Annotated in this window: 18 protein-coding genes and 3 pseudogenes; 12 read left to right on the plus strand and 9 right to left on the minus strand. The window is 66.6% G+C overall.

From position 1 onward, the window contains the following. Positions 1-418: 418 nt before the first annotated feature. From phnN to OR16_RS12410, 7 genes and pseudogenes are all read left to right on the plus strand, one after another. A complete protein-coding gene (gene phnN / locus OR16_RS12380) occupies positions 419-2,458 on the plus strand; it encodes a phosphonate metabolism protein/1,5-bisphosphokinase (PRPP-forming) PhnN (protein WP_043419518.1) in 2,040 nt (679 codons plus the stop codon). A gap of 72 nt (positions 2,459-2,530) precedes the next feature. Continuing rightward, positions 2,531-3,523: a tripartite tricarboxylate transporter substrate binding protein gene (locus OR16_RS12385; protein WP_043419486.1), complete on the plus strand. Its 993-nt coding sequence runs from the start codon at positions 2,531-2,533 to the stop codon at positions 3,521-3,523. Between the two features lie 508 nt (positions 3,524-4,031). Then, positions 4,032-4,337 (plus strand): FeoA family protein, encoded by a 306-nt coding sequence (locus tag OR16_RS12390; protein WP_006158310.1) that lies wholly within the window; start codon positions 4,032-4,034, stop codon positions 4,335-4,337. Between the two features lie 19 nt (positions 4,338-4,356). Further along, positions 4,357-6,077 (plus strand): annotated as a pseudogene (gene feoB / locus OR16_RS12395) (ferrous iron transporter B). Between the two features lie 18 nt (positions 6,078-6,095). Further along, positions 6,096-6,416, plus strand: a complete 321-nt coding sequence (locus tag OR16_RS12400) for a DUF6587 family protein (RefSeq protein WP_006158311.1) — start codon at positions 6,096-6,098, stop codon at positions 6,414-6,416. A 701-nt stretch (positions 6,417-7,117) separates the two neighbouring features. Beyond that, positions 7,118-8,815, plus strand: coding sequence for a 2-isopropylmalate synthase (gene leuA / locus OR16_RS12405; protein ID WP_043419520.1), 1,698 nt, complete (start codon positions 7,118-7,120; stop codon positions 8,813-8,815). A gap of 390 nt (positions 8,816-9,205) precedes the next feature. Then, entirely contained in the window at positions 9,206-9,850 is a 645-nt protein-coding gene (locus tag OR16_RS12410; protein WP_006158313.1) for an OmpW/AlkL family protein, read from the plus strand. Between the two features lie 40 nt (positions 9,851-9,890). Here the strand turns inward: OR16_RS12410 and OR16_RS12415 are convergent, their stop codons facing one another. The 3 genes from OR16_RS12415 to OR16_RS12425 form a co-directional block, all read right to left on the minus strand. Continuing rightward, positions 9,891-10,598, minus strand: coding sequence for an HD-GYP domain-containing protein (locus OR16_RS12415; RefSeq protein WP_006158314.1), 708 nt, complete (start codon positions 10,596-10,598; stop codon positions 9,891-9,893). A gap of 98 nt (positions 10,599-10,696) precedes the next feature. Continuing rightward, a complete protein-coding gene (locus tag OR16_RS12420) occupies positions 10,697-11,671 on the minus strand; it encodes a tripartite tricarboxylate transporter substrate binding protein (protein WP_006158315.1) in 975 nt (324 codons plus the stop codon). A gap of 112 nt (positions 11,672-11,783) precedes the next feature. Beyond that, positions 11,784-12,860, minus strand: coding sequence for a tartrate dehydrogenase (locus OR16_RS12425; RefSeq protein ID WP_006158316.1), 1,077 nt, complete (start codon positions 12,858-12,860; stop codon positions 11,784-11,786). A 168-nt stretch (positions 12,861-13,028) separates the two neighbouring features. Between OR16_RS12425 and OR16_RS12430 the strand changes: the two genes are divergently transcribed. Beyond that, positions 13,029-13,955, plus strand: a complete 927-nt coding sequence (locus OR16_RS12430; RefSeq protein ID WP_423739653.1) for a LysR substrate-binding domain-containing protein — start codon at positions 13,029-13,031, stop codon at positions 13,953-13,955. Positions 13,956-14,024: 69 nt separating this feature from the next. Here OR16_RS12430 and OR16_RS12435 read toward each other — a convergent pair. Beyond that, positions 14,025-15,522 (minus strand): annotated as a pseudogene (locus OR16_RS12435) (AMP nucleosidase). Between the two features lie 173 nt (positions 15,523-15,695). On the opposite strand from OR16_RS12435, the gene OR16_RS12440 reads away from it, so the two are divergent. Beyond that, entirely contained in the window at positions 15,696-16,085 is a 390-nt protein-coding gene (locus OR16_RS12440; RefSeq protein ID WP_006158318.1) for a GNAT family N-acetyltransferase, read from the plus strand. A 55-nt stretch (positions 16,086-16,140) separates the two neighbouring features. Further along, positions 16,141-16,575 (plus strand): EamA family transporter, encoded by a 435-nt coding sequence (locus OR16_RS12445; RefSeq protein WP_006158319.1) that lies wholly within the window; start codon positions 16,141-16,143, stop codon positions 16,573-16,575. A gap of 33 nt (positions 16,576-16,608) precedes the next feature. Here OR16_RS12445 and OR16_RS12450 read toward each other — a convergent pair whose 3' ends face one another. Together OR16_RS12450 and OR16_RS12455 are read right to left on the minus strand one after the other, a co-directional pair. Next, complete coding sequence (locus tag OR16_RS12450; RefSeq protein WP_006158320.1) at positions 16,609-17,613, minus strand: MBL fold metallo-hydrolase; 1,005 nt, start codon at positions 17,611-17,613, stop codon at positions 16,609-16,611. Positions 17,614-17,665: 52 nt separating this feature from the next. Next, on the minus strand, positions 17,666-18,271 hold the full coding sequence (locus OR16_RS12455) for a hypothetical protein (RefSeq protein WP_006158321.1): 606 nt from the start codon (positions 18,269-18,271) through the stop codon (positions 17,666-17,668). A gap of 1,061 nt (positions 18,272-19,332) precedes the next feature. On the opposite strand from OR16_RS12455, the pseudogene OR16_RS48205 reads away from it, so the two are divergent. Next, positions 19,333-20,241: pseudogene (locus tag OR16_RS48205) on the plus strand (ParB/Srx family N-terminal domain-containing protein); the annotation flags it as partial. 23 nt (positions 20,242-20,264) lie between these two features. On the opposite strand, the gene OR16_RS41200 reads toward OR16_RS48205, so the two are convergent. From OR16_RS41200 to OR16_RS12480, 3 genes are all read right to left on the minus strand, one after another. Next, entirely contained in the window at positions 20,265-21,173 is a 909-nt protein-coding gene (locus tag OR16_RS41200) for a Bug family tripartite tricarboxylate transporter substrate binding protein (protein WP_081488762.1), read from the minus strand. A gap of 86 nt (positions 21,174-21,259) precedes the next feature. Further along, the gene (locus OR16_RS12475; protein ID WP_006158324.1) at positions 21,260-21,616 is read right to left on the minus strand and encodes an AtuA-related protein; all 357 of its coding nucleotides are present in this window, start codon (positions 21,614-21,616) and stop codon (positions 21,260-21,262) included. After that, positions 21,613-22,974: an acyclic terpene utilization AtuA family protein gene (locus OR16_RS12480; protein WP_006158325.1), complete on the minus strand. Its 1,362-nt coding sequence runs from the start codon at positions 22,972-22,974 to the stop codon at positions 21,613-21,615. The genes OR16_RS12475 and OR16_RS12480 overlap by 4 nt, the downstream gene beginning before the upstream one ends. Before the next feature lie 161 nt (positions 22,975-23,135). Between OR16_RS12480 and OR16_RS12485 the strand changes: the two genes are divergently transcribed. Beyond that, entirely contained in the window at positions 23,136-24,032 is an 897-nt protein-coding gene (locus OR16_RS12485) for a LysR family transcriptional regulator (protein WP_006158326.1), read from the plus strand. The last annotated feature ends 46 nt before the right edge of the window (positions 24,033-24,078 follow it).

The following is a 24,078-nucleotide window of genomic DNA, read 5'->3' on the forward strand; positions in this document are numbered from 1 at the left end:
AATTTACTGCGTCCAAATGTAGTGCTCACTACATCAGTGCGAACTTGCGCCAGGACGATGCAGCAGCGCACCTGCAGAGGGATTTCCCTGCTAGACATTGCTGGAATCGCCGCCACAGGCCGCGGATACGGCCCTTCCCGGCGATGGCCTGACTCTTGCATATTCTTAGATGTCGAACTTATCTTGACAAGGTTTCATCCGGTGCTAGCATTGTCTCTGTACTTCGATATCTAATAATATTGCCTGAGGACGTGCGAGGCACAGTCGACGAAATGGGACCAAGAGAAAGAAGAGGATGTCCATGAAAAACCCCGAGACCTGGAACGACACATGCACAAGCAGCCTGGAAGCGTCCAGTTATCTGAATCGCGCCGGGCCATCGGCGTTGGCGGCGGTCTCCATCACGCCGGGTAGGCCCATGCAGGATGCCGGCACCTTCTTCCTCGTGGTTGGTCCTAGCGGCGCGGGCAAGGACTCGTTGATGGACGGCGCCAGGGCGGCGCTGCTGGCCGATCCGCGCTATGTGTTTGCCAGGCGCGTCATTACCCGGCCGACGGGCTCGCCGGGCGAGGACCATGAAGGCGTGACGGAGAACGAATTCTCGGCGCGCGAGGCGGCCAACGCCTTCCTGATCACGTGGGCGGCGCATGGCTTGCGCTATGGCTTGCCGGCCAGCCTGCTCGGTGAGCTGGAGCGCGGCCGGCATGTCATCGCCAACGGCTCGCGCGGCATTGCCGCCGCGCTCGCTGGCCAGTTGCGCAATGTCGTCGTCATCCATGTCACGGCGCCGCTGCAGGTGTTGGCGCAGCGCATTGCCGCGCGCGGCCGGGAGTCCGGCGACGCGGTGCTGCGCAGGCTCGAGCGCATGCCCGATCCGATCCCCGCCGGCGTGGCGAGCGTCACTGTATCGAACGACGTGGCCATGGAAGTCGGTATCGCGCGCTTTCTCGAAGCGCTGCGCACGGCGTCGACACCGCTCAAGGCAAGGCGCATGCCGATCTGCGCCGGCGACGCGCACATTGCCTATGTGTCGCCTGCCGTTGCCGCGGGCCAGACCCGCATGGCCGTGCGCTCGGGAACGATCGAGATCCCCGCGGCCTTGCATGTGGTCGAGTGCCCGGGCTGGCTGCGGGACGAAGAGATCGGCCTGTCCGACACCCTCTTCGAGCGCCTGGGCGTCGCGCCCGGCAACACCGTGCGCCTGCGCCGGATTCCCGGCCCAGTCAGCCGCGATGCGCTACGCAAGAAACTGCGCGGCGGCGCCTTGAGCGAGGCCGAGTACGAAGCCGTGCTGCGCGATGCGGTGGAGGGCCGCTATACCGAGATCGAGCTGACCGCGTTCCTGGTGGCTGCCTCGCAGCACCTCACCGATGCGGAGGTGGTCAGCGTCGCTCGTGCCCGCACGCGCTTTGCCCGCCGGATCGACTGGGACGAACCCATCGTGGTGGACAAGCACTCCATGGGTGGCGTGCCGGGCAGCCGCATCACGCTGATCGTGGTGCCGATCGTTGCGGCGTTCGGGCTCGCGATGCCCAAGACGTCGTCGCGGGCGATCACCTCCGCGGCCGGCACCGCCGAGGCCATGGAGACGGTGGCACGCGTGGACCTGGACATCGACGACGTGCGCCGCTGCGTGGCGCGGGCGCGCGCCTGCATTGCCTGGAACGGCCGCCTCAATCACTCGGCCATCGACGATGTGATGAATGCCATCACGCGCCCGCTCGGCCTCGACGCCAACCGGTGGTCGGTGGCATCCATCCTCTCCAAGAAATACACCGCGGGCGCAACGCACGTGATCGTCGACCTGCCCTTCGGCCCGCAGGCGAAGCTCAAGTCGCAAGCCGAAGCGCAGGCGCTGGGCGCCTTGTTCGAAGCGGTGGGCGCCGGGCTGGGCATGCAGGTGCGCGCATTCGCGACGGACGGCAGCAAACCCATCGGGCGCGGCGTGGGCCCGGCGCTGGAAGTGCGCGACGTGCTGCAGGTACTCAACGGCAGCCCGGAGGCACCCTCGGACCTGCGCGAGAAGGCCTTGTTCTTTGCCGGGCAGATCCTGTCGTTCGACCCGGCGGTGGGTTCCCCCGCCGAGGGGCGGCGGATTGCCGGGGAACTGCTCGCCGCAGGGGCCGCAAGCGGCGCCTTCGACCGGATCGTGGCCGCGCAGGGCGCAAGGGCGGCGCCGCATGCACCGGGCAACCATGTACGCATCGTGCCTGCCAGCACATCGGGCGTGGTCGCGGACATCGACGGCTTTGCCATCGCCGGCATTGCGCGCAGCGCCGGCGCGCCGCGCCGGCCGGGAGCCGGCGTGGACTTGCTGTGCACGGTGGGTGAGCGCCTCGTGGCCGGGCAACCGTTGTTCAGGATCCACGCCGAGACCACAGGCGATCTCGAAGCAGGTGTACAGGCCCACGCGGCGGCTGAACTCGCCGGCCCACCGATTCGTATCAGGCCGGACTAGCAGCGGTGGCCTTGCGCGCCGCCCTGCGCTGCCGCCCTGCTCTATCATTTCCTTCAACCGATGAGGCAACAAATGACTTCCTTATCCGTGGTACGCAGTCTCGCATCGCTCTCCTTGCTGGGGGCCACGCTGTTCGGCCTGCCCGCGCAAGCGAGCGCCAATATCGGCGGCGACTTTCCACAAAAGCCGATCCGGCTGGTGGTGACGTTCCCGGCGGGCGGGGGAACCGACACGCTGGCACGGGTGATCGGCACGGAGGTGGGCCGCAGCCTGGGCCAGCCTGTGGTGGTCGACAACCGGCCAGGTGCGAGCGGCAACATCGGCGCCGAGTTCGTCGCCAAGAGCCCATCGGACGGCTATACCTTGCTGGTGGTCAACAGCAGCTTTGCCATCAATCCCGGTGTATTCCGCAACCTGCAGTTCGATCCGGACAAGGACTTCAGCGCGGTGATCTCGGTGGCGTCCGTGCCATCCGTCATCGCCGTACCCGTTTCTTCCAAGATCCAGACGTTCAATGACCTGCTCGCAGCCGGGCGCTCGGGCAAGCCGCCGACCTATGCCTCCTGTGGCAACGGCACGCCGCAGCACCTTGCTGGTGAACTGCTCAAGATCTCGGCCAGGATCGACCTGCTGCATGTGCCTTACAAGGGTTGCGCTCCGGCGCTCGCCGACGTGCTCGGCGGCCAGGCCGACGTCAGCATCAACACGCTCAGCAACACGGTGCCTTACCTCAAGGCCAACAAGCTGCGCGCGCTGGCCGTCACCTCCAAAGGCCGGTCGCCGCTGCTGCCCGGCGTGGCCTCGGTGAGCGAGCTTGGGGTCAGTGGCTATGACGTCGACCAATGGTTCGGCATCCTGGCCCCGGCGCACACGCCGCCGGACATCGTGCAGAAGCTCAACGCGGCCATCGCCAAGGCCGTCGCCAAGCCGGAGGTCAGGGCCAATCTCGCCCAACTGGGATTTGCGACCGCCAGCAGCACCCCTGCGGAATTCCAGAAAGTGGTGAACACCGACATCGAACGCTGGAAGAAGCTCGCCGCGCAGATCGGCCTGCGGGTCGACTAAGCCCGGCAACATGCCTGCGGAAGCCCGTTAAGGCTCGCCAGGGCCAGCACAGACCACGGGACAACGCGCGCCGCCCGCCCCACCCAATCCCATTGCAGCATCGCTACGCCACGGCCGTCACGGATCCCGTGCGACCGCTTGCGCCTTGCACTTGCACTTGCACTTGGCGCAAGGAAAAGACGTCATAGGCAACGCCGGGGCCGGCGGTTATGCATTCGCGCGGGCCAAGGTTTCTGTGCCTTGCGGTCCGCCGCACCGCACGGAAGGCGCGGCACCCGCACAGGGTGCCGCCCGTCAGGCGCAACGGGATGTTGCGTGACGTGCGCTTACGGCGATTGCCGCACCGCCAGCCTTGCCGTGCGTCATGCATGCGCGCTGATAGCACGGCGGCTCGAAATCAAAACGCCCGCATGCAAATCAGCTACAATAGGAACGATTTTCATTTACCAACCCTGGTGTGAGTTTGCCGACCGCGTGCCGTGCCTCGCGCCAACGGACTGGAAGCCACATGCGGTTGTCTGAACTTCCGCGGCGCACCGCCGCTGTCATTGTGTCGATCGATGACAATTCTCCTAACGATCCGATAGCACGCCGCCTGCGCGAACTCGGCTTTGTGCCGGGCGAAGCCGTGCAGGTCATCGCGCTGGGACCGTTCGGCATGGATCCCCTTGTCGCCCAGGTGGGCTTTACCCGGTTTGCCTTGCGCCGCGCCGAAGCGGCCCGCATTACCGTGGAAGCGCTTAGCGCCTCCGTCTCCAGCATCACGCCGGCAGTGCAGCCCGACGCACCCGCCGCCAAACGCTCCGCTGCCTGACCGGGCACTTGCCAAGAATATGTCTGTCGCCACCCCGACTTCCGCTTCCCAGCGTCCCGTTTTGCGCGTTGCGCTGGTGGGCAATCCCAATTGCGGCAAGACCGCGCTGTTCAACCGCCTGACCGGCAGCCGCCAGAAGGTGGCCAACTACGCCGGCGTCACCGTCGAGCGCAAGGAAGGCCATTTTGTCTCTCCGGCCGGCCGCCAGGTGCGTGTGCTCGACCTGCCGGGCGCCTATAGCCTGCACGCGGCCAGCCTCGATGAAGCCATCACGCGCGATGTCTGCCTGGGCAAGCGCCCGGGCGAGCCGCGCCCCGACCTGCTGGTATCGGTGGTGGATGCCACCAACCTGCGCCTGCACCTGCGCTTCGTGCTGGAGCTGCGCCGGCTCGGCCTGCCGATGGTGCTGGTGCTCAATATGAGCGATGCCGCGGCCAAGCGCGGCATCCATATCGACCACGACAAGCTGGCCGCCGCGCTCGGCGTGCCGGTGGTCCGGACGATTGCCGTCAAGCGCGATGGCGCGGCCAGCTTGCCGGCCTCGCTTGATGCCGGCCTTGCCGGAAGTGCCGGTGGCAGCTCCCGAGCCGGCATCCGACCTGGATGTGCACCAGGAGGTCAAGCGCCTGCTGGATGCCGCCGTGACCATGCCGGCACGCACCGCGGCCATGGACGATCGTCTCGACCGCATCCTGCTGCATCCTGTGTTCGGCCTGGTGATCCTGGCCGTGCTGCTGTTCCTGATGTTCCAGGCGGTGTTCTCCTGGGCCGCGCCGCTGATGGACGGCATCGAGGGCGGCGTGCACTGGTTTGGCGAGATCGTCGGCAGCCACCTGCCTGAGGGCATGCTGCGCAGCCTGCTGGTGGACGGCCTGATCGCCGGCCTGGGTGCCGTCGTCGTGTTCCTGCCGCAGATCCTGATCCTGTTCCTGTTCATCCTGACGCTGGAAGAATCCGGCTACCTGCCGCGCGCCGCCTTCCTGCTCGACCGCCTGATGATGGGTGCCGGCTTGTCCGGCCGCTCCTTTATCCCGCTGCTCTCCAGCTTTGCCTGCGCGATTCCCGGCATCATGGCCACGGCTGTTCGTCCTCTATGTGGCAGGCATCGTGAGCGCGCTGGTGGTGGCGTACGTGCTGAAGTATTTCCGCCGCGACCGCACCGACCACCCGCTGATGATGGAGCTGCCCTCGTACCGCATCCCCAATGCGCGCGACGTGGCGATCGGGCTGTGGGAGCGTGCCCGCATCTTCCTGTCCCGCGTGGGCAAGGTGATCCTGACGCTGACGGTGGTGCTGTGGTTCCTGGCCACGTTCCCGTCCCCGCCCGACGGCGCCACCGCCCCGGCCATCGACTACAGCTTCGCCGGCATGATCGGCCGGGCGCTGGAGCATGTTTTCGCCCCGATCGGCTTCAACTGGCAGATCTGCATCGCGCTGGTGCCGGGCCTGGCCGCGCGTGAAGTGGCCGTGGGCGCGCTGGCCACCGTCTATGCGCTGTCCGGCAGCGAGGATGCCATGGCCAGCCAGCTGGTGCCGATGATCGCCGCGCAGTGGTCGCTGGCCACCGCGCTGTCGCTGCTGGCCTGGTACGTGTTCGCGCCGCAGTGCATCTCCACGATGGCGGTGATCCGGCGCGAGACCGGCTCCTGGAAGGTGATGGCCGCCTCGACGGCCTATCTGGCGGGCCTGGGCTACCTGGCTGCCTTTGCCACGTACCACATCACCCTGATGCTGAGCTAAAGCGGGGACATTGCAGCCATGAGCCTCTACCACGCCTTTGAAACCCTGCTGGTGCCGCTGATCGTGCTGGCCTGCACGCTCTCCGTGCTGGCGCGCTATGCACCGCGCACCCGGGAACGGATCAAGAGCACGCTGGCGGCGCGCCTGGGTGGCGCCGCTGCCACCGGCTGGCGCCAGCGCGCGGTGGCCTGGCTGGCGCCGCAGGCCGCGGCCGGCTGCGCCAGCGGCTGCGACAGCGGGGGCTGCAATACCTGCGGCTCGAGCACCACCGACAGCGCGCAGCCAGTGCCCGGCAGCCAGGCCGGCGAGCAGGTCATCCGCTTCGTGGCCAAGCGCTGATTCGCACCAAAACCCATCGCGCACCGGGTTTTTGATCCACGCAGAAACGGGTACGCCTTGGGTTCGCCGCGCAGGTCCACAGCATCTGCGGCACCCACATCCCCCCGTATTTCCCACTCCCTCGATGCCGCAGGCAGTACCCCTGCGGGGTCGCGGCAATACCCGGCCATCGCGTGCCACGCCAAATCCATCCGAATGATGCCCAATGGGAGGCGGCCCGGCGCGGCTGTCCTTGACGCCCGTTCGCGTTCTCGACTATTCTTGCCCGATGCCGGCCACCGGAACGGTGCTCGGCATGCATGACAAGTTATCGACGAACCTTGGCAAGCCGCGTCATCCGCGCCGATTTCCGCACACCACACAATGCACCAAGCCACCTGCTCCCACCGCCGCGCCGCCGATGCCTCCCGCATCGCTGCAGCCGCGCGCGTGCCGGCAGCAGGTCGCGCGCTGGGTACCGCCATTGCTCTCATCGCACCGGCCCTGTCGGCGCCGCGTCTGCCCGCCTCGCTACAGCTAGACCTACTGATCGGTTGCCGGGCCTAGTGCCTAGTGGCAGTTCGGCAGCCTCGCGCCACCCTTTTTCCGCACTAGCTTTCCGACGCCTTCGCTTCTGAGCGTTTCCACGCCTTGGCGAGGTCGCGTCTTATGCCTTGTGCCTTGTGTCTTGCATCTTCCCGCGAGGAAGGAGAACCGTCATGATGTTGCGCAACCCCGCCACCAAATACCGCCCTGCCACCGCCGTGGATATCGCCGACCGAACCTGGCCCGCCAAGCGCATCACGCGCGCCCCGGTCTGGATGAGCACGGATCTGCGCGATGGCAACCAGGCCCTGATCGAACCAATGAACCCGCAGCGCAAGCTCCGATTCTTCGAGCAGTTGGTCAAGATCGGCCTGAAACAGATTGAGGTGGCGTTCCCCTCGGCCTCGCAGACCGATTTCGATTTCGTGCGGATGCTGATCGACGAAGACCGCATTCCGGACGACGTGACCATCGTGGTGCTGACGCAGGCGCGCGAAGACCTGATCCGCCGTACCATCGAATCCGTGCGCGGCGCCGCGCGTGCCGTGGTGCATCTCTACAACCCCATCGCTCCTGCCTTTCGCCGCATCGTGTTTGGCGCGAGCCGCGAGGAGGTCAAGGAAATCGCACTGGAGGGCACACGCCTGATCAAGGCCCTGACCGATGGCATGCCTGAGACCGCATGGAGCTACGAGTACTCGCCCGAGACCTTCAGCATGACCGAGCTGGATTTCTCGCTCGAGGTCTGCGATGCGGTGTCCGCGATCTGGCAGCCCGGCGCAGTGCGTCCGCTCATTCTCAACCTGCCAACCACGGTGGAATGCAGCACGCCCAATATCTTCGCCGACCAGGTCGAATGGATGCACCGGCATCTCGCACGGCGCAATGACATTGTGCTGTCGGTCCATCCGCACAACGACCGCGGCACCGCGGTGGCAGCCGCCGAGCTTGCCGTGATGGCCGGCGCGGACCGCGTGGAAGGCTGCTTGTTCGGCAATGGCGAGCGCACCGGCAATGTCGACCTGGTGACGCTGGCGTTAAATCTCTACACGCAGGGCGTGGACCCCGAACTCGATTTTTCCGATATCGATGAGGTGCGCCAGTGCGTGGAGGATTGCAACCAGCTTCCCGTGCATCCGCGCCACCCGTATGTGGGCGACCTCGTCTTCACGGCCTTCTCGGGCTCGCACCAGGATGCGATACGCAAGGGCTTCGCGCAGCAGAAGGCGGATACGATCTGGGAAGTGCCTTACCTGCCGATCGACCCGGCCGACCTTGGCCGCAGCTACGATGCGGTGATCCGCGTGAACAGCCAGTCCGGCAAGGGCGGCATGGCCTACCTGCTGGAACAGGTGCACGGCATCTATATGCCGCGCCGCCTGCAGATCGAGTTCAGCCGCGCGGTACAGTCGATGACCGACGAAAGCGGGCTCGAAGCCAGTGCCGATGACCTGTATGGCTTGTTCAAGCGCGAGTATCTCGAACAAGAGGCGCCGCTGCGCTATATCGGCCATCAGATGGTGTCTGGCAGTGACGGTCAGGTAGAGATCGAAGTGGCGCTGCTGCGCGATGGCGAGCCGTCGAGTGCGCGCGGCCGGGGCAACGGTCCGATCGACGCATTTGTCAGTGCCTTCGTCGGCGCGCTGGACTTGCCGGTGCGTGTGATGGATTACCACGAGCACGCGCTGGCGTCGGGCGCCAATGCTGCCGCAGCCTGCTATGTGGAAGTGCGTGTTGGCGATTCGGCCACCGGCTTCGGCGCCGGCATCGACGCCAGTATCGTCACCGCATCGCTCAAGGCCGTGGTGTCGGGCGTGAACCGTCACCTGCGTGCCGCCAGCCAGTCGCAACGCGAGCAAGCGCTGGCCGACTGATGCCGGATGCCGGCCACGCCCGGGCGCAACGCCCCGGCGCGGAAAAACCGGTGTGCCCCGCCCCCACGGGGCACACCCGGAAAGACGCCCTTGCGGGACGCCCACGACATGCTCATCGTTTGACTGTGCACACAGCGTAAGGCGCACGCACGCTTGTCGCCACGAATATTTGCGCATGTCCTTAGACGCCAGGCCCGGAATTGGAAATGCGCAAGCTGGCTGCGCGGCTCGTGCGCAAACGGTGCAACGCACACCGGGTACTGTCGCAACGCCGCGACGCATGCGCATGTGTGCGCCACCGATGCCAATCTTCTTGCTCTCGGTCAAGGCTCGACCGGAAACGCTCCGCCACACTGTGCGTGAAGTTTCCTAAAACACGAGCCAACCATCATGAAGAAGCGCCTGCTTACCCGTCTTTGCACCACCGCCGTTGCCACCCTTGCCGTGCTCGGCGCCGTTGCCGCAACGCCCGCCGCTGCCGCCGATGAAGCGCAGGGCAACTGGATGGTGCGCCTGCGCGGCACCTATCTCGACATGGCCGGCAAGTCGGACCCGATCGGCGGCGTTGGTGCCTCGGACCGCATCACGGTCAACAACAAGTGGATTCCGGAACTCGATGTCACCTACTTCTTCACGCCGCACATCGCCGCCGAGCTGGTGCTGACCGTGCCGCAGAAGCAGAACGTCTACCTGGATGGCAACAAGATTGGCTCATTCACGCATCTGCCGCCGACGCTGCTGGTGCAATATCACTTCATCCCCAACGGCACCTTCCGCCCCTATGTGGGCGCGGGCCTGAATTTCACGCGGATCTGGGGTGCCGACATTGCCAACAATGCGCTGTCGCTCGATAGCTGGAGCGTAGCGCCGGCGCTGCAAATCGGCATGGACTACAAGCTCACCAAGAACTGGTTCCTCAATGCCGACGTGAAGAAGGTCTGGCTGTCGAGCGACGTCAAGGCGGCCGGCGTGAAGGTCTCGAACGTGAGCCTGGATCCGTGGCTGTTCAGCATGGGCGTGGGCTACCGCTTCTAAACGCGGGACAGCGCCACGCTTGCGCGGCTTGGATCCCGCGTCAGGCCATGGCCTGACGCATGGCCTGACGCGGGATCCGTCTCAATGCGCCACGGCTCAAGCCGTAGAAGCGCGCGACCACGGCCATCTCGGAGCCGGCACCAAGCAGCGCTTGCGCTGATTTTCGGCTGTGCAGCACCTGCGCAATATTCGCGAGAAAGACGTTCGTCACATCCGGATCGTAATGCGTGCCGGAACCGGCCGAGACAATGGACAACGCATCGTCGTCCGACATGCAGGGGCGATAGCAGCGTGCCTCGGTCATGGCATCGAACGCGTCGGCGACCGCCACGATCCGCGCGGCTAGCGGAATATCGTTGCCGGCCAGGCCACATGGATAGCCCGTGCCGTCAAAGCGCTCATGGTGGTGGTGTGCGACTTGCGACGCCAGACGCATCAGCGCGTGCGCGCTGCCAGCAAGTATGTTCGCGCCGATCTCGGGATGGCGCTCGATCACCTGGCGCTCCTCGGCAAGCAGCTTGCCTGGCTTGAGCAGCACGGCATCGGGAATCGCGAGCTTGCCAACGTCATGCACCGGCGTGACGAGCCGTATGCGCTCGCAGTGCGCCGCATCTAGTCCCACCAGGTCGGCAAGGCAAGCGGCAATCGTCGCGGTGCGAACCAGATGGCCCGATGCATGCGGGTAGCGCAAGCAGCCGGCTAGCGTCAAGCTGGCCAGCGTAACAACCGCATGGTGATTCTTGGTCATAGTGCTGAGGCGGGGCGAAGCGCGAGATTCTATGCCTGCGGGGGCAGATCGCCAATAGCCGATGGCGAACTGCCTTCATGGCCTTGCGCTCGCCGGCCTCAGTCCATGCTGAGATTGGCCTGCTTGACGAGTTTGGCGAAGCGGCCGATTTCTCCGTTGATCTGGCCACGCATCTGCGCCGGCGTATTGCCCACCGGCTCGGCACCGATCGCGGCGAACTGCTGCTTCACGTCATCGCTCGCAAGGCTCCTTGCGATTTCGGCGCTTAGCTTCGCCACGATCTCGGGCGGCGTACCAGCGGGCGCCATCACGCCAAACCACGAGGCAATGTCAAAGCCGGGCAGGCCCGCCTCGGCCAGCGTGGGCACGTCCGGCAGCGCGGAGGAGCGCTTCGCGGTGGCGACCGCCAGCGCCCTGAGCTTGCCGGCCTTGATGTAGGGCAGCGCGGACGAGGTTGTGTCGAACATCATGGACACCTGCCCGCCCATCAGGTCCGTGATAGCGGGCGCGCTGCCCTTGTAGGGAATGTGGCCGATTTCGGTGCCGGTCAGCGCCTTGAACTGTTCGCCGATCAGGTGGTGCGCGGTGCCGTTGCCATTGGAGGCATAGGTAAGCTTGCCGGGATTGGCCTTGGCATAGGCCACCAGCTCTTGCACCGTTTTTGCGGGGAAGCTCGGGCTGACCACCAGCACGTTTGGCACGATGGCGACCACCGATACCGGCGCAAGGTCCTTTTGCACGTCGTAGGAGAGCCGTTTGTAGACGCTAGGCGCAATCGTGTGGTGGACCGCGCCCATCAGCAGCGTGTAGCCGTCCGCTGGCGCCTTGGCGACGGCGTCCGCCCCGATCGTGGCACCCGCGCCCGGCCGGTTCTCGATGACCACGGGCTGGCCCAGCGCCACGGTGAGCTTCTGGCCAACGGTGCGGGCCAGGATGTCAGTTGTGCCGCCCGGCGGAAACGGCACGATCAGGCGGATCGGCTTGGTGGGATAGGCCTGCGCGAATGCAGTGCCGGCGGCGAGTGCGAATGCGAATGCGAGTGCGGCTGCCGCGGCCCGGAATACGGATTGCATGCTTGTCTCCTCAATGTTTTTTTTGCCATCGTGCGCGGCCCGTTCCAAGGCGGGCCGCCTGCGCAGATATCTGTGGCAGCATCGCTTTCGCACAGCCCTCGCACCCCACAGCTTAAGCGGCTTTCTTCACCTGTTGCGCCAACGCCTTGCAGACGGCTTCGGTAACCGATGCCGTGGTCGCCGTGCCGCCCAGGTCCGGCGTGAAGACACCTGCCGCCGTGATCTGCTCGATCGCCGCCATCAGCCGATCTGCCGCGGCCTTCTCGCCGAGATGCTCCAGCATCATCGCGGCGGTCCAGAAGGTCGCCACGGGATTGGCAATGCCCTTGCCGGTGATATCGAAGGCCGAGCCGTGGATGGGCTCGAACATCGATGGAAAGACACGCTCGGGATTCAGGTTGGCGGTTGGCGCGATGCCCAGGCTGCCGGAGAGCGCTGCGGCCAGGTCGGACAGGATATCGGCGTGCAGGTTGGTAGCGACCACCACGTCCAGCGTTTGCGGCTTGAGCACCATGCGCGTGGTCACGGCATCGACCAGCTCGCGGTCGGTCGTGACGTCCGGATAGTCGTTGGCGACCTCAAAGAAGATCTCGTCCCACATCACCATGCCAAAGCGCTGCGCGTTGGACTTGGTCACCAGCGTGAGATGCTTGCGCGGGCGCTTGGCGGCCAACTCGAAAGCGAAGCGGTGAATGCGCTCGACACCAGCGCGGGTGAAGACCGAAGTCTCGGTCGCGGTCTCGATGGGCAGGCCGCGATGGGTACGGCCGCCGTTGCCGGCATACTCGCCCTCGGAGTTCTCGCGGATGATGACCCAGTCGATATCCTTGCCGTTCACGAGCGGGCTGCGCACGCCGGGCAGCACGCGCGCCGGGCGCACGTTGGCATACTGGTCAAAGCCCTGCGCAATGGGCAGGCGCAGGCCCCACAGCGAGACGTGGTCGGGCACATTGAGCGCGCCCACGGCCCCGAAAAAAATCGCATCGAACTGCTTCAGGCGCTCCAGGCCATCGGTCGGGATGTAGTAGCCGCGCTCCAGGTAGTAGTCGGAGCTCCAGGGAAAACGCTCCACGCTGAGCTTGAACCCGCCATCCTGTTCAGCCAGCGTTTCCAGCACCTGCAAGCCTGCCGAGATGACTTCCGGGCCAATGCCATCGCCCGGGATAGCCGCAATCTTGTATTCGCGCATCGCGCTCTCTCCTCTCCGTGGTTCACGCGGGGCAGGCTCGCCGCGCTCGTTCGCACCAGCCGCGGCATGACGCTGCCTTTCCTGCCGTCGACTATGGACCAAAAACCGGCCAAAAACCGGAGCGTAGAATCAACTCAAACTTAATCTACTTTTAACTCGAGGTTAAAGATGGGACAGCCCTCCGAACTGGCGTTCTTCTCCGCCCTGGTCAAGGCCGGCAGCCTGTGTCAGCGGCGGCCCGGGAGCTGGACGTCACGCCGGCGGCGGTCAGCAAGCGCCTGGCGCAGCTTGGAGGCCCGGCTTGGCGTGCGGCTGCTCAACCGCACCACGCGGCGCATCGGCGTGACAGCGGAAGGCGAGGTGTACCTGCAGCACGCCCACCGCATCCTCGCCGACATCGAAGACCTGGACCAGTTGCTCTCAAGTAGCCGGGTCGCGCCGCGCGGCTTGCTGCGCGTCAATGCGCCGCTTGGGTTCGGCCGTACGTATATCGCGCCGGCCATCTCCGCCTTCGCCAAACGGCAGCCGCAAGTGGAAATACAGCTCCACCTGACCGACCGCCCCATGAGCCTGGCCGACGAGGGTTTCGATGTGGGAATCCGCTTTGGCGAGCTGCCGGATGCCCGCCTCATTGCCCGCAAGATCGCCAACAACCGGCGCCTGGTGTGCGCGGCGCCCGCCTACCTGAAGGCACACGGAACGCCGCTCACACCACATGACCTCGCGCGGCATCAATGCATCGTGCTGCGCCAGAACGATTCCGCCTACGGCATCTGGCGGTTCACCAAGGGAAAGAAGACGGAAACGGTGAAGGTACGCGGGCCGCTGAGCAGCAACGACGGCGAAGTCACCTTGACGTGGGGACTCGACGGGCAAGGCATACTGCAACGGGCGGAATGGGATCTGGCGAAATACCTGCGCAGCGGCCGGCTGGTATTGCTGCTGGAGGACTATGCGCTGCCGCCCGCCGACATCTATGCGGTGTTTCCGGAGCGGCACAATATGTCAGCCAAGGTCAGGGCATTCCTTGACTTCCTGGTGGCACATTTCGAGGGGAAGCTGGCCAAGGCGCGTGGCGGCCCGACGGCGTGGTGAGTGATAGTTTGAACGATGGTTCGAAGACGCTGGCGTCCCCGCATGCAGGGGACGCCAGCGCGCACCAGCCTATCGAAATGCCGGCTCGTCAAAGCTGCGCAACTTGCGCGAGTGCAATTGCTCGGCGCCACCTTCGCGCAAGATGCGAATTGCCTCCAAGCCAATCGACATATGTTGGCTCACCCGCTGGCGATAGAACGCATTGGCCATGCCGCGCAGCTTGAGCTCGCCGTGCAGCGGCTTGTCGGACACGCAGAGCAACGTGCCATAAGGTACCCGCAAGCGGAAACCGTTGGCCGCAACCGTGGCGCTTTCCATGTCGATGGCGATCGCGCGCGACTGGTTGAAGCGGGCGTACAGCGCCTTGGACTTGAGCTCCCAGTTGCGGTCGTCGGTGGAGACCACCGTGCCGGTGCGCATGCGCGTCTTCATCTCGTTGCCGGACAAACCCGTCACACGCACCACGGCCTCTTGCAGCGCGACCTGGATCTCGGCGATAGGCGGTACCGGCACCCAGGGCGGCAGGTCGTGATCGAGCACGTGGTCGTCGCGCACATAGGCATGCGCCAGGACGTAGTCGCCGAGTTGCTGCGAGCGGCGCAGGCCGCCGCAGTGGCCAACCATCAGCCAGCAGTGCGGGCGCAGCACGGCAAGGTGGTCGGTCATGGTCTTGGCGTTGGACGGGCCTACGCCGATATTGACCAGCGTGACGCCAAGATTGTCCTCGCGCACCAGGTGGTAGGCAGGCATCTGCGGCAGCGCGCGCGGGCGCCAGCGCGTCGTCGGGTTCGGCCTCGCCGCGCTCTTGCAGCACGTCGCCGGGCTCGACGAAGCGCACGTAGCCGTCCGCGCCTTGCGCGTCTTCGGCTGCCATCAGCGAGCGGCCGAGCGCGATGAACTCGTCGACGTAGCGCTGGTAGTTGGTAAACAGCACGAAGCGCTGGAAATGCTGGGGTGCGGTGCCGGTGTAGTGATAGAGGCGCTGCAGCGCCAGGTCCACGCGCTCGCCGGGGAACATCGAGAGCGGCCAGGCTTCGCCGGGCACCGGTTCATAAGTGCCGTTGGCGATGGCGTCGTCGATGCGGCTCAGCTCGGGCAGCACGAACGAGGCTTCGAGCTCGCGCGCCTGGGTGTAGCTGATGTCCGTGGTGGAGGCTTCGATGACAAACGGCAACGGGATCGGGCGGCGGCTGACGCCGACCACCACAGGCACGCGGTGGTAGCGTATCAGGCGCTCGATCTGGTCGCGGTAGTAATCGGCCAGCAGCTCGGGACGGGTAACCGTGGTGCCATAGACCCCGGGGTAGGCAACCGTGCCCCAGGATGGCCGGCTGTCGGTGACCATGGTTTCGAGATTGACCGAGATGCCCAGGTAGGGATAGCAGGCATGTGCCGCGGACGGCAGCGGCTGGCCCTGGGCGAAGGCGTCGAAGCGCGCGCGAATTGCGCCGACCGAGGCATCGTAGATTTCACGGATGCGAGCCAGCGCCGCGTCGGCGTCGGAGAACTCGGCCAGCTGATCGGCCGGATGGGCGGAAGAGAAGATCGAGGCATTCATGGGAAACATGATACCCCGCTACAGAGCGGAAGCAACATGGCCTGCCGCAAATTGACGGGCCTTCGCGCGCTCGCTACACTGCCTGCAGTCTTTTTTGCGGCCCCGCGCCGCACTCGCCTCGTGACGCCCCCCATTAGAAGGGCAGCGCCGAGTTGCCGTATCTGCTTGCATGGGGAGCCCCGATGGAAATCCGCAATCTGCTGCCAGAAGAGATCGAGGCGGCCAGACAACTCCTTGCGGCCAATGGGTGGGCGCACCGCGTTGCCAACACGGAGCGCTTCGCCCGGCTGATCGCCAACTCGCAACGGGTGGTGGTGGCGGTCGATAACGGAGAGATCGTGGGTTTCGCGCGGGCGCTATGCGACGACATCTCCAACGGTTACCTGTCGATGGTCGCGGTGACGCCTAGCCATCGCCGCCGCGGCATCGGCCGCGCGCTGGTGCGCCACATCGTCGGCAACGATCCCGATATCACGTGGGTGTTGCGCGCCGGGCGCTCGTCCGAGGCGGCCTTCTTCGGGCAGCTCGGCTTTGCGCCCTCGCTGGTGGCCATGGAGCGCCGGCGCACCTGAGCCGGGCCTGGCGGGCTGGCCTGCCGCCCAAACCTTGATCACCCACAACAACACCATGGGCTCTTCCACCGGTTGGTTTCATTGGGCGTTGCTGTCGGCCGTGTTTGCCGCGCTGACGGCGATCTTCGCCAAGATCGGGTTGGAAGGTGTCAACTCGGACCTTGCCACGCTGGTGCGCACGGCGGTGATCATCGTGGTGCTGAGCTTTTTCGTGGTGCTCACGGGCAAGTGGAGCAACCCGCTCGCGCTGTCGCCGCGGACCTGGATCTTCCTTGTGCTCTCCGGGCTTGCCACCGGCGCCTCCTGGGTGTGTTACTTCCGCGCGCTGAAGATTGGCGATGCCTCGAAGGTGGCGCCGGTGGACAAGCTGAGCCTGCTGCTGGTAGCGGTGTTCGCCGTGATCTTTCTCGGCGAACGCCCCAGCCTGCGCGAATGGGCCGGCATCGCGCTGGTCGGCGCCGGCGTGCTGGTGCTGGGGTTCAAGCGCTAAGCGGCAACCCCGGCACATCGGGCCCCACCGACGTCACCGGTCCGCGCGCAGCGGCCCGTATTCCACCGGCACCCAGGCGTAGCCCTTGCTCTCCGCGCGCACATGGCCGATCCCGGGGAACGGCAGGTGGGCGCCCGCCACCCACAGCTTGCCGCCCGCGGCATCGGCGAAGAGCTTCTTGCGCGTGCGCACCGCCTGCCTGCTGTCCACGTCGAACTCCAGCGCCACGTCCGGGCGGCGGAACTGCACCGCGTGGCTGTGTACGATATCGCCCCACACCAGCAGGCTTTGATCGCCTGACTTGAACAGGTAGCCACTGTGGCCCGGGGTGTGCCCGGGCGCCGGTACCGCGCTCACGCCCGCCACCAGCTTGTCGCCGGCACCGAAGCTGCGCAGCCGGCCAGCGGCCTGGTAGGGGGCGACGGCGGCGCGCGCCATGGCGAACGAGGACTGCGCGTCCTGCGGTGCGCGCGCGGCGGTGGCTTCGTCCAGCCAGTAGCCCGTCTCGGCCTTGTCGGCATACACGATGGCGTTGGTGAACACGGCCTTGCCGTCGGCCGCGAGGCCACACACGTGATCGCCATGCATATGGGTCAGCAGCACCGTATCGACCTGGGCGGGGTTGTAGCCCGCCGCGCGCAGGTTCTCGACAACGCGGCCCAGCGTGGGGCCGAAGCAAGCCGCCGTGCCGGTGTCGACCAGGATCAGGTTGGTGCCGGTGTTGATCAGGTAAGCGTTGACGGCGGTCTGCATGCCGGGCGTGGAGGCCACGAACATGCGCGCGAGCAGGCCCTGTACCTCGCCCGGGCTGGTGAACTTGAGCACCTTGGGGTCCAGGTCGACATAGCCGTCGTAGAGCGCGGTGACCTCGAACTGGCCCAGCATCATGCGGTAGTAGCCGGGCACCTGGGTCTTCTGCTGGGCGGGCGGGGCCGCTGGCGGCCGGACCTGCGCCTGCGCGGGCAGGCCGGCAAGGGCGAGGACGCAGACCATCGAAAGCGCCGTCAGGCGGCCAGCAAGGTAGTGCAGGGGGGGCATAGGACGATCCTTCAGGAGGGAAAGCCAGGCAACGCCACGTGCCGTTGCCACGTCAACGGCTGTCTTGCGCGGCGCCGCAACGCAGATAGGCCAGCACCGGTGCCAACTGTGCCAGTGCCGGAGCCTGCCCGCAAACGTGCGAGGCCGTGCTCCAGGGATATGGCAGGCGGGCCAGCCAGCCGTCGAGCACCGCCTGCGCGGCATCGGCGGGCAGCACCTCCATGGCCTCGATCACGATGGTGAGTGCTTGCACGCGCCGGGCGCCATCTTGCGCCGAGAATTCCCATGCGTAGCTGCCACAGCCCACGCGCACACCGCCGCTGGCCTTGTCGGTCATGCCTACCAGCCAGTCGCAGCCATAGCGCAGCGCGTCGGCAGCGGGCGGGGCCTCTGCCAGGCAGAACGTGTAGACGTTGTCGTAGCTCTGGCCAAAGCGCCGCACCAGCACGTCGCTGATCACAGCCACGCCCTCGCTGCGGGCCGGGAACGCGATGGCCTCCGACTTGACCGTCATCTCCAGCGTGGCGTCGGCAGCGAAGGTGTGCGCCATCAGGTGGGGACGGTTCTCATCCTTGGCGCGGATATAGGTGCGGATCAGGGCCTGGGGATCGAGGGAGCCGGGAAACATCGATGCGGTGGGTACGTTCATGCGTGCCATGGGTGTGCCCGCGCCAGGCCATAGGCTGCGGCGAGCAATCGTCCCGCGTCAGCGGCGGCGCGACCCTCCCGCCAGCAAGACGTTTCGTCATGAACACGTCATCCAGCCGACATAGATTGTGGCCCTGCCGCCGCACGCCCGGCAGGTGGGCGGCAAACAAGAACAACGGAGCGGGTGAACGATTGATGATCAAGCGAACGCAATGGGCAGCAGTGGCCTGTACCCTGGCAACGGCGGCGCTGGCCGCGTGCGGCGGCGGCGGCGACCAGACGCAGGCTGCGCAAACGGGCAGCACCGGCAGCACCGGCAGCAATGGCGCCACCAGCGGCAACGGCGGCACAGTGACGCAACCGGCCGCGCTCGCGCCGCTGGCGGGCGGCTCGCTCTATGTGGGCGCGGTGAGCTTCGGCGATACCGTGTCCGTTGCGCTCGACCAGCCGGCGGCCGGCCAGGTCACGCTGCGCTTTCTCGATTCCCGCTTTGGCCTGCGCGGCACGCTGACGGGCAGCTACACCCGCAGCGGCGACACCTACAAGGTCACCAAGCTGGCGGCAGCCAGTGCCGACGTGCCTGCGGCCCTGGCCACCGCCGCGAGCGCCATCGGCTTTGAGTTCGTGGTCGATGCCGGCGTGCTGTCTGGCGCGCTGGGCCAGGTGCCTAACCTGCTCGCGGGTGGCGGCGCGCTGCTCCAGGGCCATGTGAGCGCGGCCAACAAGGGCGCGCACCTGAGCGATGTCGCAGGCGTCTACAACTATCTGCGCCAGGCCGGCAGCACGGCCGCCGCCGGGCAGGTCAAGATCTTCGCGGATGGTACGGTGCGCGCCTGCGCCGGCGCCGCCTATGCCGACAATTGCGCCGGCGGCGAAAGCGGCGCGCTCGCCGTGGACGCCGACCAGCAGCGCTTCCCCGGCGCCTTCGCCATGACGTTGGGCGGCAGCAAGATCGGCCGCCTGTTCGTGGCGCGCCAGGACGCGCAGGCAACGCTGTTCGTCGACGAAGCCGCCAGCCATGCGGACGGCAGCCCGCGCAACGGCAGCTGGGTGCTCAGGAGCGCGCAGGCCATGGCCGCCGGCGCCGCCGACGGCGACTGGCTGTGCGCCGAGCCCGAGCTGGACGACGGCAACGCGGCCACCGGCCGCACCCGCCGCAACCTGGTCTCGATCGCGGGCAACCGGCTCGCCGCCGACAACATCGCGACCGACGTGGCGCTGAACTACAACGCGGCCATCGCGGCCAGCGGCGCCATCGCTACCGGCGCCAACGGGCTGGTCTCCGGGACCTGGCAGGACACCATCGCCGCCCAGCCAGTGGCCGCCTCGCTGGCGCTGCTGCCGGTCAGCAGCAAGCTGGCCTACCAGCTGCGCGACGTGCCCGGCGCCAAGCGCCGTCTCCAGGCCGTTTGCACGCCGCTGGCCGTGCAAACCCCGACCACCACCTACCTGCAAGCCAAGGCCGGCGATATCGTGCAAGTCACGCTGGCGGACCTGCGCCCGACCCAGCCGGCCATCGGCTTCGACCAGATCTACTACAAGCTGGGCCGCTACGCTGCCGACCCGGCCAAGAAGTTCGACGATGCCTGCGAGGCCAACGGCCAGAGCAAGGCCAGCACGACGGCCGCTGCCTCGCGCCTGGACAACCTCGCCTCCTTCACCTGCACCAAGGCGGTCGGCAACAAGCCCGCGGATATGAAGACCATGGTGATCGGCCCGGCGGGCAAGCCGTACCTGACCGACGGCCATCACACCTTCACCAGCGTATGGGAAGCGGCCGATGGCGGCCCGCAGGCGAAGATGTGGATCAAGGTGCAGGACAACCTGGCCACGCAGGATCGCGCCACGTTCTTCCGCACGCTGCGCGAGCGCAAGCTGATGTGGCTGAAAGACACGGCCAACCGCCCGACCACGCCAGCCGAACTGCCACCGTCGCTCGGCCTGCGCAACGGCATGGGCAACGACCGCTATCGCTCGCTGGTGTTTTTTACGCGTGACATCGGCTACCAGCAACTGACGGACGCCACGGAGTTCACGGAGTGCGCACGCGCAAGAAGCTCTTCCCTCCTGGCTGCCTTCACCAGCATGGCGTTGAGCTTGTCCACGATCGGCTGCGGCGTCTTGGCCGGCGCGTAGGCGGCGAACCAGTAGCTCATCTCATAGCCCTTGACGCCGGCCTCGTCGATGGTCGGCACATTGGGCGCCAGCGGCGAGCGGGTCTTGCCCGAGACGCCCAGCGCCTTGAGCTTGCCGCTCTTGACCTGGGGCAGGCCGGTGGCGGTATCGGTGATCATCATCTGGATCTGGTTGCCCAGCAGGTCGGTGACGGCTAGCGGATTGCTCTTGTAGGGCACGTGCAGCAACTGCACATGCGCCATCTGCTGGAACAGCTCACCGGCGATGCGCGAGGACGAGCTGCCGCTGCCGAAGCTGAGCTTGCCCGGCTCCTTCCTGGCCAGCGCGATAAAGTCCGCCACATTGTTGACCGGCAACTGCGGGTTGACCACCATGATCTGGCCGCCACGGCCGAGCGCGGTCACGGGAACGTAATCCTTGACCGGGTCGTAGGGCAGCTTCTTGAACAGATGCTCGTTGGCCGCATGCGTGGTGTTGGTGCTGATCAGCACGGTATAGCCGTCCGGGCTGGCCTTGGCCACGTCGCTGGCAGCGATAAAGCCGTTGGCGCCGGGCTTGTTGTCGACCACCACCGTCACCTTGGCATCCACCGTAATGGCCTGGCCGATCGCGCGGGCGAGCTGGTCCGTGGCGCTGCCCGCGGCGAACGGCACCACGAAGCGAATCGGCTTGTCCGGAAACTCCGCCTGCGCCGGGCCGGCCAGCAGCGCGAGCGCAGCGGCGGCGATGCCGGTGACCACCTTCAGGCGGGAAGCGGATTTGGTGTATGCGGACATCTTTGGTCTCCTGTTCGAATCTGGAATCGTTGTGGTTTGTCGTTCTGGTTTGTCGCTTTGCTTCGGTGTTCTGCTTCGGTGTGCTTTTAGCCGGCGCCGGCCAGCCGCGGGGGTAGAGGAATTTCCAGCTGCAGCAGCAGGAAAGACAGCGCCTTGCCGTGCGCGTCGAGGTTGAGCGCATCGTTTACGCCACCGTCGAGCACGCCGTCGATGACGAAATTCATCGCCTGCAGCGAGGGCACCAGGTAGCGCTTGACCGCCGCCGGCTTGCGATAGCGGAACAGCGCCGCCACCGCATCCTCGGTGACATGCGCGCAGAGGTGATCGAAGTCGCGCGCGTCGTAGGCGATCACGCTGATGTTGGAGCGATCGCCCTTGTCGCCCGTGCGTCCGTGCGCGAGCTGGTAGAGCGCGATGGTGGCTGGGATCGTGGTTGCGTTCATGGCAGCAGGGAGTGGCTTGCGGTGACGGCGCTGCGTGGCACCAGGCAGGACATGGCGTTCAGCCGCGCGCGCATCGCGGTGCGCACGCCGCCGCCGCCCGCCGGGCCGCAGGTATAGAGCGCATTGACCTCGCGCAGCAGCGCGTCGGCCACCGGCTTGTCCTCATGCGCCAGCGCGGCGCGCAGGCGCACATCCTGTGCCTGCGCCTCGCCGGGTTGTGATTGTTGCAGCAGGCGGCCGCCATCGTCGGCAAACACGCTCAGCACGCCAATCAGGTCGAAGCGGATCGGCACCGCATGACCCAGCAGATCCATGCGCTTGCGCACGATCTCGGCGGCAAGGCGCGCGCGTGCCGCGGCATTGGGCCCGGCGTAGGAGATCTCGCCTTCCGCGATCCAGCCGCCTTCGTAGAACAGGTTGGCCTTGAGCTGCTCGGGCCGCTCGCGGCCACGCACATTGCGCACCGCCACGCGGTCCGGGCCGATCTGCTCGACCGTGGCCGCGCTGATGTCGGCGATGACGTCGGGGGTCAGGTAGGCGGCGGGGTCATGCACTTCGTAGAGGAGCTGCTCCTTGACCGTGCGCAGGTCAACGCAGCCGCCCGTATCTGCCGCCTTGCTCACTTCGATATTGCCGTGCTCGTCCAGGCGCACGATGGGATAGCCAACGGCGTGCACATCGGGGACGTCCTTCATGCCGGGGTCGGCAAAATAGCCGCCGGTGACCTGCGCCCCGCATTCCAGTAAATGCCCTGCCATGGTGGCGCGCGCCAGCCGGTCCCAGTCCTGCCACGACCAGCCAAAATGCGCCATGGCCGGGCCGACCGCCAGCGCGGGATCCGCCACGCGGCCGCACACCACTACCTGCGCGCCAGCGCTCAGCGCATCGGCAATGCCCCGCGCGCCAATGTAAGCGTTGGCGCAAACGAAGCGTGCCTCCGGAAAGCCCGCGCCCACGATCTGCCGCAGCACCGCCCGGCCGGCATCGTGCGAGAGATCGTCGCCCTCCACCACCGCCACCCGTGGCGGTGCCAGGCCCAGCTCCGCGGCCAGCGCACGCACGCGCTGCGCCGCGGCATGGGGATTGGCCGCGCCGAAATTGCCGACGATGGGAATGCCGTTGGCCAGGCACAGCCCCAGCACCGGCGCCAGCAAGGCGTCGAGCAAGGGCTCGTAGCCGTGGGCGGGATTGTTGCGGCGCGCCAGCTGGGCCAGCGCCAGCGTGCGCTCGGCCAGCGTCTCGAACATCAGCACGGCCGGGCCGCCCGCTGCGATCAGCGTGCGCACCACGGGCAGGGCGGCGTCGGTGCGGTCGCCGGAAAAACCGGCGCCGGAGCCGATCAGCAAAGAGGCGGTCATAGGATGAAAGCCTGGTGAGAACCGGGTGAAGAAGGACTGGCCGCGCGCGGGAATGCTGGCCGATGCGGCTATTCTAGACGCGCCGCGGTCAACCAAAAAGCGGATAATTTGGATTAATCTATCGATTCTTCAGATTAAATCGAAGCCACTTGCGCTAACCAATGAACCTCTCCGTCAAACACCTGCGCGCCTTCGTGGCCCTGGTCACGCACCGCAACTTCACCCGGGCGGCGCAGGCCTGCCACTTGTCGCAGTCCGCGTTCAGCGCGCTCATCCAGACCCTGGAGGAGCAAGCCGGCACGCGGCTGTTCGAGCGCACCACGCGCCACGTGGAGCTCAGCGTGGAAGGACGGCGTTTCGAAGAAGTGGCGGCGCGGCTGCTAGCCGATTTCGAGACCGCCTTCGCGGAGTTGCGCGACCATGCCGAACGCCGCAAGGGACGCGTCTCGATCGCCGCGCTGCCCTCGCTGGCTGCGGGCGACCTGCCGCCGATCCTGGCCGCCTTCCACCAGCGCTACCCCGGCATCGCCATCGAGCTGTTCGACCTGCTGGCGGACGGCTGCATCGACCTGGTAAGGCGCGGCCGCGCGGATTTCGCGCTGGCCCCCGCCCCCGCGCAGGACGGCGACCTGCGCATCGAGCCCCTGGTAACGGACACCTTCCACCTGGTCTGCCCCGCGGGCCATCCCCTGGCCAGCCGGCGGCGCGTGACACCCCAAGCGCTGGCAGGCCTGCCCTTTATCCAGCTCTCCCGGACCAGCAGCGTGCGCCAGCACCTGGATGCCGCGCTGCATCCGCTCAAGCTCAACGGGGTCATGGAAGTGGAGCACCTGGCCACCGTGGCCGCGCTGGTAGCGGCCGGACTTGGCGTGACCGTGGTGCCAGCCTTGGCGCTATTTCAGTTCCAGCAAGAGAACCTGGCAATCCGGCCAATGCAGTTGCCTTCGCTGGTGCGGGATATTTGCCTGGTGCGCTTGAGGGAGAGGGGAGACTCGACGGCGGCCGCAGCAATGATTGAAGCGCTGCAGGCGCATTTCAAGAAGGGGAAGGCGGCCTGAACAGCAGGCACTTGCAGGGCGGAAGATGGTCACCCACGTGCGTGCG

The sequence above is a fragment of the Cupriavidus basilensis OR16 genome (assembly GCF_000243095.1).
GTDB lineage: Bacteria > Pseudomonadota > Gammaproteobacteria > Burkholderiales > Burkholderiaceae > Cupriavidus > Cupriavidus basilensis_D.

What these genes read in the sequence shown, in the direction of transcription:
- phnN (WP_043419518.1), top strand. Translation starts at nt 419, where the DNA reads ATGCAGGATGCCGGCACCTTCTTCCTCGTGGTTGGTCCTAGCGGCGCG.
- OR16_RS12385 (WP_043419486.1), top strand. Translation starts at nt 2,531, where the DNA reads ATGACTTCCTTATCCGTGGTACGCAGTCTCGCATCGCTCTCCTTGCTG.
- OR16_RS12390 (WP_006158310.1), top strand. Translation starts at nt 4,032, where the DNA reads ATGCGGTTGTCTGAACTTCCGCGGCGCACCGCCGCTGTCATTGTGTCG.
- OR16_RS12400 (WP_006158311.1), top strand. Translation starts at nt 6,096, where the DNA reads ATGAGCCTCTACCACGCCTTTGAAACCCTGCTGGTGCCGCTGATCGTG.
- leuA (WP_043419520.1), top strand. Translation starts at nt 7,118, where the DNA reads ATGTTGCGCAACCCCGCCACCAAATACCGCCCTGCCACCGCCGTGGAT.
- OR16_RS12410 (WP_006158313.1), top strand. Translation starts at nt 9,206, where the DNA reads ATGAAGAAGCGCCTGCTTACCCGTCTTTGCACCACCGCCGTTGCCACC.
- OR16_RS12415 (WP_006158314.1), bottom strand. Translation starts at nt 10,598, where the DNA reads ATGACCAAGAATCACCATGCGGTTGTTACGCTGGCCAGCTTGACGCTA.
- OR16_RS12420 (WP_006158315.1), bottom strand. Translation starts at nt 11,671, where the DNA reads ATGCAATCCGTATTCCGGGCCGCGGCAGCCGCACTCGCATTCGCATTC.
- OR16_RS12425 (WP_006158316.1), bottom strand. Translation starts at nt 12,860, where the DNA reads ATGCGCGAATACAAGATTGCGGCTATCCCGGGCGATGGCATTGGCCCG.
- OR16_RS12430 (WP_423739653.1), top strand. Translation starts at nt 13,029, where the DNA reads ATGGGACAGCCCTCCGAACTGGCGTTCTTCTCCGCCCTGGTCAAGGCC.
- OR16_RS12440 (WP_006158318.1), top strand. Translation starts at nt 15,696, where the DNA reads ATGGAAATCCGCAATCTGCTGCCAGAAGAGATCGAGGCGGCCAGACAA.
- OR16_RS12445 (WP_006158319.1), top strand. Translation starts at nt 16,141, where the DNA reads ATGGGCTCTTCCACCGGTTGGTTTCATTGGGCGTTGCTGTCGGCCGTG.
- OR16_RS12450 (WP_006158320.1), bottom strand. Translation starts at nt 17,613, where the DNA reads ATGCCCCCCCTGCACTACCTTGCTGGCCGCCTGACGGCGCTTTCGATG.
- OR16_RS12455 (WP_006158321.1), bottom strand. Translation starts at nt 18,271, where the DNA reads ATGGCACGCATGAACGTACCCACCGCATCGATGTTTCCCGGCTCCCTC.
- OR16_RS41200 (WP_081488762.1), bottom strand. Translation starts at nt 21,173, where the DNA reads ATGTCCGCATACACCAAATCCGCTTCCCGCCTGAAGGTGGTCACCGGC.
- OR16_RS12475 (WP_006158324.1), bottom strand. Translation starts at nt 21,616, where the DNA reads ATGAACGCAACCACGATCCCAGCCACCATCGCGCTCTACCAGCTCGCG.
- OR16_RS12480 (WP_006158325.1), bottom strand. Translation starts at nt 22,974, where the DNA reads ATGACCGCCTCTTTGCTGATCGGCTCCGGCGCCGGTTTTTCCGGCGAC.
- OR16_RS12485 (WP_006158326.1), top strand. Translation starts at nt 23,136, where the DNA reads ATGAACCTCTCCGTCAAACACCTGCGCGCCTTCGTGGCCCTGGTCACG.